We start from the raw sequence: 13835 nt of genomic DNA, 5'->3' as shown, positions 1-13835 counted from the left end.
TCCGACGTTTCTCGACACCCGCCGATAAGGCTGCACGGTGTATCCGCGGCCTGCACGCACATGGGCTGTACCGTGACCTGGAACAATGCCGACCGCACCTGGGACTGTCCCTGCCATGGCTCGATTTCCAGCTCGACGGCGAAGTGATTCACGGCTCAGCCCATGAGCCCCTGAGCAAACGACAGATCTGGTGTTCTCACTAAGCTGGCGCCGTTCAACGCCGACTGCCTCCGAGTCGCCATCGATTAAAACGCTCGGCCCAGCCGAGTGTACGTGCCGGCCGGCGCTGCTGCCGCCAGGCTTCGGCCACTACCCGGCTGGCCTCACCCAAGGTGGCCCCGAGCTGTACGGTATCGGCAAGCTTGTTCAGCCCGAGCTTGTGCTTCATCGCCACGACGAATCCGGCCAGAGTCTCGCTGGCCTGCTCGCCAACGATGGTGACCCCAAGGATGCGATCCTCGCCCGGTTCGGTGAGCACCTTGACGAAGCCTTCACCGGTGCCTTCGGCGACTGCACCAGCCAGCGATCCCAGGTTCAGCCGGATCACGTCGAACTCTATCCCAAGCGTTCGGGCCTCGGCCTCGGTCAGCCCCACCGACGCAATCTCAGGGGCGGTGAAGACAGCATGCGGTATGACCCGCTCGCTAACCGCGAACCGCCTGAGTCCGCCGAACAAAGCATTGACCGCGGCGTACCAGGCCTGATGCTCAGCCACATGAGGCGCACCATACGGCCCAGCAACGCTGCCTACCGCATAGATGTTCGGATAGCGGGTCGCCAGGTATTCATCGACCTCGAGACTGCCATCATCTCCGCAGCGCAGACCCAACGCGTCCAGCCCTAGCCCCTCGACATCGGCGCTTTGCCCCAGCGCCAGCAACACGCGATCGAACGGCAGCGCCAGCTCGCCCTCGTCTCTCGCACCGCAAATCAGGCGGCGCTCGCCCTCGACCACCTCGACGCGCAGCGGCGACAAGCCGAGCCGCAACTCGACACCATCGGCATTCAGTGCGGCGGTCACGGCCTGTGCCGCTTCCGTATCCTCCTGTTCGAGCAAAGCCTCGCGCTCGCTGGCCAAAGTGACCTGGCAACCTAGCCGCTGGAAAGCCTGGGCGAACTCGCAGGCGCCAGCCCCGTTGCCCAGTATCAGCAGCCTCTCGGGGCGCTCGTGCAGACTCCAGAGAGTATCGCAGGTCAGCGGCTCCACCGCGTCAAGGCCGGGAATCGGCGGGGTCCACGGCCGGCTGCCGGTGGCGATGACAATGGCGCGGCTGGTCAGGGTGCGGCCTTCCACGTCGACCGCCCATGGCGAGCTCAACCTGGCCTCGGCCATGACAACTTCCACTCCCAGGCGAGTGTAATGTTCGACCGAAGGGCATCCCATCGCCTTATCGGCGAGCCGCCTCACCCGACCCATTACCTCAGCGAAATCCGCCGCCTCGACTCGTTGTCCGCTCTCCTGCCGCTGACCTTGGCGTAGCGCGTGGGTGAGATTTGCCGAGCGACTCAACGCCCTGGCCGGCACGCTGCCTTCGTGCACCGCCACGCCACCCAGACGCTGCCGCTCGAACAGACTCACTCGCGCTTTCATGGAAGCGGCGATCCGCGCCGTCGCCAGCCCGCCGGTACCGCCACCGATCACGACCAGATTGCGCTCGAAGCATTTCGGCTTGTGCCAGCCGCGGTACGCCTGGCGCGCCTTGTACAGCGTCAGCAGCCGAGTGGCCAGCAACGGAAACACAGCCAGCAGCACGAGCGTACCGATCATGCTCGGCGACAGAATGCCGGACAGCGATTGCAGCCGGACCAACTGCTGCCCGGCGTTCACGTAGATGGCATTGCCCGGCAACATACCCAGCTGGGTGGTCCACCAGAACGTCCAGATGCTTACCCGGGTCAGGCCTAGCGCCGGGTTCAACAGCACAAAAGGCACCAGGGGAATCAGCCGCAGCGAGACCAGATAGAAGGTGCCCTCACGCGCCAGCCCCTTGTTGATCCCAGTGATCTGCGAGCCGAAGCGTTTCTGTATCCAGTCGCGCAGCATGAAGCGGCTGATCAGCATCGCCATTACCGCACCGACATTCGACGCGAAGGACACCAGCAGTGTGCCTTCCAACAGCCCGAACAGGGCACCGGCGAGCAACGTCAGCACTACCGTGCCTGGAAACGACAGTGCAGTCAGCGCGACGTAGACAGCGAAGAACGTCCCACGGGCCCACCACGGATGGGCCTGCACCTGCCCATGCAAGGCACCGCTGTGCGATTTGATCGATTCGAGGGTGAGATATTCGCCGAGATCGAAGATGAAAAAGCACGCCACCGCCGCGATGAGCATGGCCAGGATTATGAGTCGACTGACTTTCATCCGCGCCCGGTCCTCGACGGAGCAGACGCGAATTGAGACAGGGCGTAATGGAGACTGGCGGTACTGCTGAAGAAATGCATCGATGAAGCGCTCTCATGGCTCACGCATTGGAGCTTTGACGCGCCTAGACGTTCCGATAGGGGTCAGCATGCGAGCACAACGGCCTAACAGACGATGCGGTCCTGGCGAGACAGTGCCAGCCGGAGTTGCATGCATTGATCAAATGCGCTGCGAGATCCCGATGCCGCATTGCCGGCCGTCTGGTCGTTGGCGGCCAGAGCGACGTCTGCCAATGCAATGAGACTTTCTTGATAAACTAGCCGACCCTCGCGCTTGACCTGATCGGCGCGATGTATCCGATACCGCCGCCTTTAAGCGGCCGTGCCGTCATGGGTCCCCATCACAGCTCCGTTGCGACACAGCCGCACCACAGTGCACGAGAGGCAACAACGGGCGAAACAGGCCGACAGGCCGACTAAAGACATCGACTATGCTGCTGACATCTGCACCAAACCTGGCAACCATGCGCCCCTCACCGTCCCGTCGCTTCTCCGTGGCACCGATGATGGATTGGACAGACAGACATTGCCGGTATTTTCTGAGGCAGCTTTCCCGCAATGCCCTGCTCTACACCGAAATGGTTACCACCGGCGCGCTGATCAATGGCGATGCCGAGCGCTTTCTGCGTCACGACGAGGTGGAGTACCCCCTCGCGCTACAGCTCGGCGGGAGTGTACCGGCGGAACTGGCGGCCTGCGCGAAAATGGCCGAAGCGGCGAATTACGACGAAGTGAACCTCAACGTCGGCTGCCCCAGTGACCGCGTGCAAAACAATCTGATCGGTGCCTGCCTCATGGGGCATCCGGCATTGGTCGCCGACTGCGTAAAGGCGATGCGAGATGCCGTCGGGATCGAGGTAACGGTCAAGCACCGAATCGGCATCAACGGACGCGACAGCTATGCCGAGCTCTGCGATTTCGTTGGTCAGGTACGCGAGGCTGGCTGCCGCAGCTTTACCGTGCATGCGCGAATTGCCATTCTCGAAGGGCTGTCGCCAAAGGAAAATCGCGAAGTCCCGCCCCTGCGTTATGACGTCGCGGGCCAGCTCAAAGAGGATTTCCCGGATCTGGAAATCATCCTCAACGGCGGGATCAAAACACTGGATGAATGCGAAGCGCATCTGCAACGCTTCGATGGCGTGATGCTCGGCCGCGAGGCATATCACAACCCCTATCTGCTGGCGCAGGTGGACGCCCGGTTATTCAACAGCCAGGAACCTGTCATCAGCCGCGCCGATGCGCTGCGGCGGATGCGACCCTATATTCAGCGGCATCTAGATGCTGGCGGTTCGATGCATCACATCACTCGTCATGTATTGGGCCTCGGCCAAGGCTTCCCCGGCGCACGGCGTTTTCGCCAACTGCTCTCAGTCGATATCCACAAAGCCAAAGAGCCTTTGGCCCTGCTGGATCAGGCGACCAGCCTGCTCGAAGGCCACTGATAATATTCAAGGAACACCCGGGTACATTTTCAATCCAAGTGCAGTCCGCCCGAACCATCCGCTTATTGAGCGGCTCGGTGGCCTCGGGTTAAGGTCATGCCAACTCAGAGGATAGAGCGCCCCCATGACATCCAAGCTGGAACACCTCAAGCAGTTCACCACCGTTGTCGCCGACACTGGCGATCTCGATGCCATTGCCCGTCTGCAACCGGTAGACGCCACCACCAACCCATCGCTGCTGCTCAAGGCCGCTGCCCTGCCCCGCTACGCCGAACATCTGCACTCAGCAATGTCGCGCTGCGCTGGCGATATCGGTCTGGGCTGCGACCTGTTTGCCGTTGCGGTCGGCCAGGAAGTGCTCAAGCTGATTCCCGGGCGCATTTCCACCGAGGTCGATGCACGGCTTTCCTTCGATACCGAGGCGATGGTCCAGCGCGGCGAGCGCCTGATCGGTCTGTATGAGCAGGCGGGCGTATCCCGTGATCGCGTACTGATCAAGCTGGCCTCTACCTGGGAAGGTATCCGTGCCGCCGAACACCTGGAAAAGTCCGGCATCCAGACCAATCTGACCCTGCTGTTCTGCTTTACCCAGGCCGTGGCCTGCGCCGAAGCCGGTGTGTTTCTCATCTCGCCGTTCGTGGGTCGCATCTACGACTGGTACAAGAAGAACGAAGGTCGAGACTACACAGGCAATGAAGACCCAGGCGTGCAGTCAGTCAGCCGTATCTACGACTATTACAAGGCGCACGGCTACAAGACCGTGGTGATGGGGGCGAGCTTCCGTAATACCGGTCAAATCGAAGCCTTGGCGGGCTGCGACCGCCTGACGATCAGCCCCGAACTGCTCAGCCAGCTGGCTCAGGACGAAGGGCCGCTGGAGCGCAAGCTCTCGCCGGATCGCGCATCGGAGCCGCGCATCGCATTGGATGAAAACGGCTTCCGCTGGGGATTGAATGAGGATCCGATGGCGACAGAGAAACTAGCCGAGGGTATTCGCCAGTTCGCGCGCGATCAGGAGAAGCTCGAGGCGCTGCTGAAGGCAAAGCGCTGATCAGGAGCGTTCCAGCGCCGTCACGAGGTCGCGAAACGCCTCGCGATTGGATTCATTGAGGCTCATCAGGATGCGGTGAGCCTCAAGTACCTTGTTCTTCACCACTTCTTCCGACTGGTCCTGGCTCGGCAGATCAGCGAGCTGTTCAGGCGATGGCAGCGGCTGGTCGACGATATTGAATACCTGATCGAAGCCCATCGACTGCAACAGACGGGTGATGTCGGCGTGCGTGGTTACCAGCGTCGGCAACATGCCGACCTTCTGTCGCGAGAGAATCGAGAGTTTGGCCAGCAGTCCAAGCGTCGTGCTGTCGATGCTACGGCTCTCGGTGAGATCGATAACAATCGATGAGAAATCCAGCGACGAAAAAATCTTCTCGATCGTTGCATCCAACGCCGAGCAGAGTGTCAGGCGGATTTCGCCGACGAACTTGAGAACGAACGTACCGTCCTGCTCAGCGAACTGGATTTTACCAGTGCTCATGCAAGGTTCCTGCTCAATACCAGCAACGCGATGTCATCAGGCATATCCTCTAGATCGGCCAAGCCAAATACTCGCTGAAGTCCTTCCAGCGTACCGCCTGCTTCGCAAATCAGGCCGGGCAATCCTGCTTCCTTATCTTTGAGGGCGTCGCCCGGCAAAAGGTCCAGGATGCCATCGGAAAGCAGCGTCAGGCTGAACGACTCCGGGAGTTCGATTTCATAATTATCGTAGGTCGCCTCGACGAACAGGCCAACCGGCAAGCCCCGCCCTTCGAGATATTTAGCCTTTTCGCCGGTGTAGAGCACCGGCATCGGAAGGTGCCCACCGATGCTGTAATGCAACACGTTGCGCTCTTGGTCGATCACTCCACCCAGCATCGTCACGTGCTTGCCAAGCTTGCAGTTGATCAGCCCACGGTTGATGTGATCGAGCACCTCGGACGGCTTGAACGCACGCAGAGTTCCGCCCCGCCGAGACTCGTACAGCAAGCGCGTGGTCATGAACTTCAGCAGGACCGTGACGAATGCCGAAGAGGCTCCATGGCCAGAAACGTCGGCCAGATAGAAGCCGATGCGGTGCTCGTCGACGCGAAAGTAGTCGACGAAATCACCGGAAAGGTAAAGCGACGGAATGATCTGATGGGCGAAGTTGAAATCGTCGAGGCTGCACGGCGTCACCGGCAGCATGTTCATCTGTACCTGGCGACCAGCATCCTGATCTTCCTGTAACAGGTGCAAGCTGGCCTGCAGATCGCGATTGGCCGTTTCCAGCTGCTCACGATAGCGTCGGTTCTCCAGGCGCAAGCGTGAGCGATCGAGCGCCCGGCGAACCGAATGTTCCAGCATCGCCAGGTCTTCGAGAGGCTTGATCAGGTAATCGGCCGCACCCAGACGCAGGGCTTCCACCGCATCGCTCATCACACCGGCGCCGGACACGACGATAACCGGAAGGTCGACCTGACGCTCGCTGATCAGCCGGATCAGCTCCAGGCCATCCATCTGCGGCATACGCAGATCGCAGATCACCAAGTCAGGACGCTCGGCGTCAAACAGCTCCATGCCCCGCCGCCCATTGGGCGCCTGCAGGACCTTGAAACCACTGTCATCCAGATAGGCGGCCAAACTGGCTCGTACCACATCGTCGTCATCTATGATCAGCAGGGTCGCGCTTGGGTTGTGCATGTTCCTACCAGGCGGTATCGCCAGGATGATTGGCGAAAGCATCGGCCCCGCGCGGGCGCTGGGCAAGGGATCTTTTCAAGGCGCAGACGGTACTCCCATACGAACTGCGTTTCAAGCCGAGCACCGCCGCTCCGTCTGTGCTTTACAGGCCGAATTGGCGGGCGTTATAAGAACGAGCGCAAGCAGAACTCAGAGGACGAAACAATGACCCAGAGTGATCGGGACTACAGCGAAAAACGCGATTTCATCCGCATGCAGATCGAGACCGCGATCACCCTCACCCATAACGGGCACCACTACGACGCGATCGGCCAGGATCTTTCAAGCACCGGCATGCAGGTGCTTGCAGCGACACACCTGCAAATCGGCGACAAGGTTCAGGTGCACATCCCTTCCGAACACAAGGAGCTGAAGGGTCTGGAGGCGGAAACCGAGGTGGTACGGGTCGACACCCACGAAGACGGGCGGCAGAGCCTGGGGCTGGCCATCCTTTCGATGAGCTAAGCGGGTCACGAATTGTATGATTCAGGCCCCACAGCCCAATGCGTGGGGCTGGCAGAGCGGGCCAGGATGCCCGCCTCGATCAGAAGTCGTCTTCGACCTGGCCGTCCATTGTGCGGAATTCACGGTTCTGCAAATAAGCATTGCGGACGAAGACGTATTTGTCGCCAGTAATCATCTTCTCGGCCGAGAGCAGACCGGCGCGCAGGTCAACCACGTTCACCGCGCGCGTCACGTTGCGGGTCGGGATGTGATCCATGTAGGGATAGGGCTGCAGGAAAGAATCGGGTACACGCCCCGCCGCGTCGCGCACAGTGCTCGGCCCAAGCAGTGGCAGCACGACGTAGGGGCCGCTGCCCAGCCCCCAGGCGCCCAGGGTCTGGCCGAAGTCCTCGTCGTTCTTCTGCAGGCCCATGCGGGTCGCGACGTCAAAGAAGCCCAGCACGCCGAAGGTGCTATTGAACAGGATGCGGCTCGTGTCGATGCCGGCATCACGGACTTTGCCTTGCAGCAAATCGTTGGTCAGCACCACCACGTCGCCAAGGTTGCTGAACACGTTGCCTATACCGTCTTCGAGAAAGTTCGGCGTGACCTTCTGGTAGCCCTGCGCAAGCGGCTTGAGGGTATAGGTGTCGAGCGTGTCGTTGAACCTGAACACCACACGGTTGACGCCCTCCCAGGGATCTTCCTCAGCTGCCTGGAGAGACGAAGCGCCAACCAGCGTCAGCGCCGCAACGAGGGTCATTCTGAAATATCCGATCCAGTCCTTATCGATCAGTCGCATCACGGCCTTCCCCTTATTCGAATGGTGGCGTCTGCCCATCAAAGCGCAGCAGTATAAATCCTTTCCATCCGTTTCCGGCAGCGCCCGGACATGCGGAACGGCAACGAACTTCACGGCTTTGTGTGTCATCAAAGAAAAGACAATGCCAAACCGCTGGTTTACCCTTCATTTATCGATTGCTGGCGACTCGTCGCCCCGAAACCACAGAGGGATGCAATATGCCGGAACATGATCTGCAGTCGCAGCTTGCCGAGTTGCGTAGTCAGCTGGCCCAGGACACACCGCTGACCGAAGACGAGCGCGCATCGCTACAGGCGATCGCCCACGACATCGAGCTTCGCCTGGCGAACCAGGGCGTAGTGGACCAGAACGACTCGCTGGTCGATGGCGTCAACCTGGCGGTGGAGCGTTTCGAGGTCAGCCATCCCAATACCGCCATGACATTGCGCAACATCATGCAGACGTTGGCCAATATGGGAATCTGAGCGGAAACGCAGCCAACCACCCCGAAGCCATCGAGGAGCGTGGAGAACCACGCTCAAGCGTTCGCCTGTTATTGCCGGACCAGCCGTCCATTGCTCGGCGCGTCGAAATCGGTGCTGCGGTAGGGGTTGATATCCAGCCCACCGCGGCGGACATAGCGGGCATGGACGCTCAGCTGTTCCGGCGTCAGCAACCGCTGCAAGTCGAGGAAGATGCGCTCCACGCATTGTTCATGAAAGTCCGCGTGTTGGCGGAAGCTCACCAGATATGCAAGCAAACTGCCGTGATCCAGCGCCGCGCCACGGTACTGGATGACCACCGTCCCCCAATCTGGCTGACCGGTAACAGGGCAGTTGGATTTCAACAAATGGCTGAAGACGCACTCCTCGACCCGGCGGCCCGGGTCACAGCTCAACAGATCGGCTCGTGGCGAGTCGTAATGTTCGATGGCGATATCCAACTCATCGATGCAGCGCCCCGCCGGCGATGCAATCCCCTCCCGGGCAACCTCCTCCAACGTCCGCAAGCGCACGCCGACCGGCTTGCCGGCCGCGGCCGACAGATCCCTCGTCATGACCTCCACAAGGGCCTCTCGGCTGTCGAACACCGACTGGTTCAGTGAATTCAGATAGAGCTTGAACGACTTGGATTCGATGATATTCGGCGAGTCCGCTGGAATGCTGAACTCACCGATGGCGACCACGGGCTTGCCGGACGGCAGCAGCCAGGACAGCTCGTAGCAATTCCAGATGTCCACGCCGCGATAGGGCAAGGTGTCGGCTGTCAGCCCCAATTCAGCCCACTTGGGCGCGCGGGGAATCGGAAATAGCTGCTCCGGGCTGTAAGTCGCGACATAAGCGCTGGACTTGCCCAGCGGCGAGAGTTCGGCGGGGTGCTGCATGAAAGGAACCTGTACGAAAAATGACCGCAAGTGTATCGGTTCCCGCCACGTTTATCACCGCGCAATCCCCCCGCTGGCATCGTCACGGGCCAGGCGGGAGCCCAGCCTCATGAGTTATTGACGCATTCCACGGCCGCTGTTGAGCAAGCGGATGCACCACAGGTACATCACTACCGCAGCCACCGCCATAAAGCTGATCGCGATCCCAATGCGGATGTCCGATACCCCGAGAATGCCGTAGCGGAACGCATTGACCATATGCAGGATGGGGTTGGCCAGCGACAAGGTCTGCCAGAACGGCGACAGCAGCGTGATCGAATAGAAGACACCACCCAGGTAGGTCAAGGGCGTCAGCACAAAGGTCGGAATGATCGAGATGTCATCGAAATTGCGCGCAAACACCGCGTTGATGAAACCGCCCAGAGCGAAGATCGTCGAGGTCAGCGTGATCACCAGCAGCGTCACGCCCAGATGATGGACCTGCAGGTCAGTGAAGAACATCGATAGCAACGTGACGATCAACGCAACCGCTAGCCCGCGGGTGATCCCGCCCAGCGCAAAACCGATGAGAATCACATGCGGCGACACCGGCGAAACCAGCAGTTCTTCGATAGAGCGTTGGAATTTACTGCTGAAAAAGCTCGACACCACATTGCTGTAGGAATTGGTGATCACCGACATCATGATCAGCCCCGGCACGATGTATTCCATGTAGGTGAAACCGCCCATCTCACCGATCCGTTCGCCGATCAGATTTCCGAAGATGACGAAGTACAACACCATGGTGATCGCGGGAGGCAGCAAGGTCTGCGGCCAGATGCGCGTGTAACGACGAATCTCGCGATGGACGATGGTTTGCAGAGCAACCAGATTGGGCCGGAATTCCGCGTTCATTTGGCCACCTTGGGCAGGTTGTTTTCCACCATCGAAACGAACAACTCCTCCAGCCGATTGGTCTTGTTGCGCAAGCTCAGCACCTCGATGCCCTGGGCCGAGAGCATTCGAAACAGGTCGGTAACGCCTTGGCTTTTATCCACCTGTACCTCAAGCGTATGGTGATCGACCAACCTCGCCGGGTAATGGCCCAGCTCCGGCGGCACGAGCTGCGATTCCTTGAGATCCAGCAGGAAGGTCTCGACGTGCAGCTGCTTGAGCAGCTCGCGCATGCTGGTGTTCTTGACGATCTGGCCGTGGTCGATGATGCCGATATTGCGGCACAGCTGCTCGGCCTCTTCCAGATAATGCGTGGTGAGAATGATGGTGATGCCTTCGCGGTTGAGCTCGGTGAGGAACGACCACATCGAACGGCGCAACTCAATATCCACGCCAGCGGTGGGCTCGTCGAGGATCAGCAGACGCGGCCGGTGAATCAGCGCACGGGCGATCATCAAACGCCGCTTCATACCACCGGATAGCATGCGCGAAGACACATCGCGCTTGTCCCACAGGCCCAGCTGGTTGAGGTATTGCTCGGCACGCTCCTTGGCCACCTTGGATGGAATGCCGTAGTAGCCGGCCTGCGTGACGAGGATGTCGAACGCCTTTTCGAACTGGTTGAAATTGAATTCCTGCGGCACCACGCCCAGGCAACGCTTGAGCCCGGAGGGATCGCGATCCAGATCATGGCCAAACACGTTGACCGTTCCGCCCGTCTTGTTCACCAGCGTGGAAAGGATGCCGATGGTGGTGGACTTTCCGGCGCCATTGGGGCCCAACAATGCAAAGAAATCGCCTTCAGCCACATCCAGGTCGATACCCTTGAGGGCCTCGAAGCCATTTCCGTAAATCTTGGTCAACTGCCGAATGGACAGAGCAGTACTCATAAAAAATGCACACAACGCGGAGAGATTCAGATTAGATAAGGGCACCGCGGCGCAATTGCAACCGATGGATCACTCCAACCAGAACGAACGAGAGCAATCACCGCCAGCACAGAGGCTGATATCCTGATCGCCGTGCCCCACTCCAGTCATTCCGAACTCGCCTTGTCCGCTCCGGTCATTATCTGATACCCATCGCGTCAACCGGTCTCTTTTCCGGGTTACATCCAGAGCCTATGCTCAAGTAAGACGCCATTCGCTGAACAAGGAAACCACATGACCCTGCTCTGGTTGCTCGTGTTACTGCTCGGCATCGCCGTGATCGCCCATCTGCGTGTCTCACCCGTCCCCGCGTTGGCCATCGTTGCGGCGTATTTGGTGCTCATGGGCGCAGCCGACGAAACCCCAACCTGGCTGATGTTGATCCTCTGGCTCATGCTGATCGCCGTCGCGGTGCCGCTGCTGGTCACCGACCTGCGCATCAAATATTTCAGCGGTCCGATGTTCGACTGGTTCAAGAAGGTCCTACCGCCGATTTCCGACACCGAACGCGATGCCATCGACGCCGGTAGCGTTTGGTGGGACGGTGAGCTATTCAGCGGTCGGCCCAACTGGGACACCCTGCTCCGCTATCCCAAGGCGACGCTCACCGAGGAAGAACAGGCCTTCATCGACGGGCCCACGGAAACGCTGTGCGCCATGGTCAATGACTGGGACATCGGCCAGCGTCTGGACCTTCCGCAAGAAGCCTGGGACTACATCAAGGCCGAAGGCTTCTTCGCCCTGATCATTCCCAAGGAATACGGTGGCAAGGGCTTTTCAGCCTTTGCCCACTCGCAGGTCGTGATGAAGCTGGCCACCCGCAGCGGCGATCTCGCCAGTACCGTGATGGTGCCCAATTCGCTCGGCCCGGCCGAGCTGCTGCTGCACTACGGTACCGAGGAGCAGCGCAACCATTACCTGCCGCGCCTGGCCAACGGCACGGACATCCCCTGCTTCGCGCTGACTGGCCCCTATGCCGGTTCAGATGCCGGAGCGATGAACGACAGCGGCGTGATCTGCAAAGGCCTATGGCAAGGTGAAGAAGTCATCGGCCTGCGCCTGAATTGGGAAAAACGCTACATCACCCTCGGCCCGGTCGCGACGCTGCTGGGCGTCGCCTTCAAGACCTACGATCCCGAGCATCTACTCGGCGATGAGGAAGAACTCGGCATCAGCCTGGCGTTGATTCCAACCGACACCGGCGGCGTCGAGATCGGCCGCCGTCATCTCCCGCTGGGCGCGGCCTTCATGAACGGGCCGAACTGGGGCAAGGACGTATTCGTACCGCTGGAAGCCATCATCGGTGGACGCGACATGATCGGCAAAGGCTGGATGATGCTGATGAACTGCCTGTCCGTCGGTCGTTCCATCTCGCTGCCGGCGACCGGTGCCAGTGCCGCCAAGACGTGCAGTTACGTCTGTGGCCGCTATGCGCAGATTCGCGAGCAGTTCAACGTGCCGCTGGCGGCATTCGAAGGTATTCAGGAACCCCTCGCCCGCATTGGCGGCAACGCCTGGCTGATGGACAGCGCCCGGATCCTGACGGCCAATGCGGTCGACCTGGGCGAAAAGCCGTCAGTGCTCTCGGCCATCCTCAAATACCACCTGACCGAACGTGGCCGCGAGTGCGTCACCGACGCCATGGATATTCACGGCGGCAAGGGCATCATCATGGGACCGAGCAACTACCTCGGCCGCCTGTGGCTTTCGGCACCGATCTCCATCACCGTCGAAGGCGCGAACATCCTATCGCGCAACCTGATGATCTTCGGCCAGGGCGCGATCCGCTGCCATCCCTTCGTGCTGCGCGAGATGGAGCTGGTTCACGAACCCGATCGTGACGCCGCGGTGAAGAAATTCGACAGCCTGCTGATGCAACACATCGGCTTCGCCGTCAGTAACACGGCCAGCACGTTGGTGCTCGGGCTGACCTTCGGCCTGTTCGGCAAAGCACCGGGCACCGACCTGACCCGGCCGTATTTCCGCGCGCTGGACCGTATTGCAGCCGCTTTCGCCATGCTCGCCGACCTTTCCATGATGCTCCTGGGCGGTGAACTCAAGCGCCGCGAACGCCTGTCGGCACGACTCGGCGACGTGCTCAGCCATCTGTATCTGGCCTCCGCCGCGCTCAAGCGCTATCACGACCTAGGCCATCCATCCGAGCAAGCACCGCTGCTGCGTTGGGCATTGGAGGATTGCTTGTGCAAAGCGGAGCAGGCGTTGGCCGGCACATTGGCCAACTTCCCCAACCGTTTGCTCGGCGGTGTGCTGCAGGTCCTGATCTTCCCGTTCGGCGCGCGGCACAAAGGCCCTTCCGATGCGCTGGCAGCCGAGGTGGCGGCTATCCTCGGACGTCCCGAAGGCGACCCGGCTCTCGAGCAGATCCTCGAAGGGGTCTACCGCCCGCAGGGCACCGATCAGGCCCTCGGCGCGCTGCGGGACGCCTTCGACACACTGGCTAGCGCGCAACCGCTGCAGAAGAAGCTGCATGCGGCGCTCAAGAAAGGCGAATTCAAGCCCACCGCCGGACAAGACCCGATCAGCGCGGCCCTGGCAGCCGGAGTGCTCGACGAGCAGGAAACACAGCTACTGACCCGCGCCGAAGCGGCGCGGCGCAAGGTCATCAGCGTCGACGACTTCGCCAAGGAGGAGCTGGAGCCGAGCCCCGGAAAAATCCGCTGAGCCATCACCGCACGGGGAGCCTAATCTCCCCGTAACACCGC

12 protein-coding genes and 1 pseudogene are annotated in these 13835 nt (G+C 60.6%); 6 read left to right on the top strand and 7 right to left on the bottom strand.

The genetic code is table 11. From position 1 onward, the window contains the following. Nucleotides 1-30 precede the first annotated feature (30 nt). Nucleotides 31-203: pseudogene (locus UF78_RS22555) on the top strand (Rieske 2Fe-2S domain-containing protein); the annotation flags it as partial. Between the two features lie 11 nt (nucleotides 204-214). Here UF78_RS22555 and UF78_RS07255 read toward each other — a convergent pair. Continuing rightward, the gene (locus UF78_RS07255) at nucleotides 215-2365 is read right to left on the bottom strand and encodes an FAD-dependent oxidoreductase (RefSeq protein WP_045161417.1); all 2151 of its coding nucleotides are present in this window, start codon (nucleotides 2363-2365) and stop codon (nucleotides 215-217) included. Between the two features lie 490 nt (nucleotides 2366-2855). On the opposite strand from UF78_RS07255, the gene dusA reads away from it, so the two are divergent. Next, nucleotides 2856-3866: a tRNA dihydrouridine(20/20a) synthase DusA gene (dusA, locus tag UF78_RS07250; RefSeq protein WP_045161416.1), complete on the top strand. Its 1011-nt coding sequence runs from the start codon at nucleotides 2856-2858 to the stop codon at nucleotides 3864-3866. Nucleotides 3867-3990: 124 nt separating this feature from the next. Next, entirely contained in the window at nucleotides 3991-4917 is a 927-nt protein-coding gene (gene tal / locus UF78_RS07245; RefSeq protein WP_045161415.1) for a transaldolase, read from the top strand. On the opposite strand, the gene rssC is transcribed toward tal, so the two are convergent. Next, on the bottom strand, nucleotides 4918-5400 hold the full coding sequence (rssC, locus tag UF78_RS07240) for an anti-sigma factor antagonist RssC (RefSeq protein WP_025241276.1): 483 nt from the start codon (nucleotides 5398-5400) through the stop codon (nucleotides 4918-4920). Then, a complete protein-coding gene (gene rssB / locus UF78_RS07235; protein ID WP_045161414.1) occupies nucleotides 5397-6581 on the bottom strand; it encodes a two-component system response regulator RssB in 1185 nt (394 codons plus the stop codon). Before rssB ends, rssC begins: the two co-directional genes overlap by 4 nt. A 204-nt stretch (nucleotides 6582-6785) precedes the next feature. Here rssB and UF78_RS07230 point away from each other — a divergent pair, with 204 nt between their 5' ends. Next, nucleotides 6786-7085: a PilZ domain-containing protein gene (locus UF78_RS07230; RefSeq protein ID WP_045161413.1), complete on the top strand. Its 300-nt coding sequence runs from the start codon at nucleotides 6786-6788 to the stop codon at nucleotides 7083-7085. Nucleotides 7086-7164: 79 nt separating this feature from the next. On the opposite strand, the gene UF78_RS07225 is transcribed toward UF78_RS07230, so the two are convergent. Continuing rightward, a complete protein-coding gene (locus tag UF78_RS07225) occupies nucleotides 7165-7866 on the bottom strand; it encodes an MlaA family lipoprotein (protein ID WP_045161412.1) in 702 nt (233 codons plus the stop codon). A 218-nt stretch (nucleotides 7867-8084) separates the two neighbouring features. Here UF78_RS07225 and UF78_RS07220 point away from each other — a divergent pair, with 218 nt between their 5' ends. Further along, nucleotides 8085-8351, top strand: a complete 267-nt coding sequence (locus UF78_RS07220) for a DUF4404 family protein (RefSeq protein ID WP_045161410.1) — start codon at nucleotides 8085-8087, stop codon at nucleotides 8349-8351. 68 nt (nucleotides 8352-8419) lie between these two features. Here UF78_RS07220 and queF read toward each other — a convergent pair whose 3' ends face one another. The 3 genes from queF to UF78_RS07205 all read right to left on the bottom strand — a co-directional run bounded on the left by queF (nucleotide 8420) and on the right by UF78_RS07205 (nucleotide 11073). Next, nucleotides 8420-9250, bottom strand: a complete 831-nt coding sequence (gene queF / locus UF78_RS07215; RefSeq protein ID WP_045161409.1) for an NADPH-dependent 7-cyano-7-deazaguanine reductase QueF — start codon at nucleotides 9248-9250, stop codon at nucleotides 8420-8422. A gap of 114 nt (nucleotides 9251-9364) precedes the next feature. Next, a complete protein-coding gene (locus UF78_RS07210; RefSeq protein ID WP_045161408.1) occupies nucleotides 9365-10144 on the bottom strand; it encodes an ABC transporter permease in 780 nt (259 codons plus the stop codon). Continuing rightward, nucleotides 10141-11073 carry an ABC transporter ATP-binding protein gene (locus tag UF78_RS07205; protein ID WP_045161407.1) on the bottom strand — a complete coding sequence of 311 codons (933 nt, stop codon included), beginning with the start codon at nucleotides 11071-11073 and terminating at the stop codon, nucleotides 10141-10143. The genes UF78_RS07210 and UF78_RS07205 overlap by 4 nt, the downstream gene beginning before the upstream one ends. Nucleotides 11074-11346: 273 nt before the next feature. Here UF78_RS07205 and UF78_RS07200 point away from each other — a divergent pair, with 273 nt between their 5' ends. Next, on the top strand, nucleotides 11347-13794 hold the full coding sequence (locus UF78_RS07200) for an acyl-CoA dehydrogenase (protein ID WP_045161406.1): 2448 nt from the start codon (nucleotides 11347-11349) through the stop codon (nucleotides 13792-13794). Nucleotides 13795-13835 lie beyond the last annotated feature (41 nt).

The organism is Stutzerimonas stutzeri, assembly GCF_000952685.1.
Lineage (GTDB): Bacteria > Pseudomonadota > Gammaproteobacteria > Pseudomonadales > Pseudomonadaceae > Stutzerimonas > Stutzerimonas stutzeri_E.
The sequence above is the reverse complement of the archived record's forward strand: the minus strand, read 5'-3'. Positions and strand labels throughout refer to the sequence as shown.

Bases quoted from the DNA above. Each gene is read 5' to 3' on its own strand.
- UF78_RS07225 (WP_045161412.1), bottom strand. From the start codon at position 7,866: ATGCGACTGATCGATAAGGACTGGATCGGATATTTCAGAATGACCCTC.
- UF78_RS07210 (WP_045161408.1), bottom strand. From the start codon at position 10,144: ATGAACGCGGAATTCCGGCCCAATCTGGTTGCTCTGCAAACCATCGTC.
- UF78_RS07220 (WP_045161410.1), top strand. From the start codon at position 8,085: ATGCCGGAACATGATCTGCAGTCGCAGCTTGCCGAGTTGCGTAGTCAG.
- UF78_RS07230 (WP_045161413.1), top strand. From the start codon at position 6,786: ATGACCCAGAGTGATCGGGACTACAGCGAAAAACGCGATTTCATCCGC.
- rssB (WP_045161414.1), bottom strand. From the start codon at position 6,581: ATGCACAACCCAAGCGCGACCCTGCTGATCATAGATGACGACGATGTG.
- UF78_RS07255 (WP_045161417.1), bottom strand. From the start codon at position 2,365: ATGAAAGTCAGTCGACTCATAATCCTGGCCATGCTCATCGCGGCGGTG.
- rssC (WP_025241276.1), bottom strand. From the start codon at position 5,400: ATGAGCACTGGTAAAATCCAGTTCGCTGAGCAGGACGGTACGTTCGTT.
- UF78_RS07200 (WP_045161406.1), top strand. From the start codon at position 11,347: ATGACCCTGCTCTGGTTGCTCGTGTTACTGCTCGGCATCGCCGTGATC.
- dusA (WP_045161416.1), top strand. From the start codon at position 2,856: ATGCTGCTGACATCTGCACCAAACCTGGCAACCATGCGCCCCTCACCG.
- tal (WP_045161415.1), top strand. From the start codon at position 3,991: ATGACATCCAAGCTGGAACACCTCAAGCAGTTCACCACCGTTGTCGCC.
- queF (WP_045161409.1), bottom strand. From the start codon at position 9,250: ATGCAGCACCCCGCCGAACTCTCGCCGCTGGGCAAGTCCAGCGCTTAT.
- UF78_RS07205 (WP_045161407.1), bottom strand. From the start codon at position 11,073: ATGAGTACTGCTCTGTCCATTCGGCAGTTGACCAAGATTTACGGAAAT.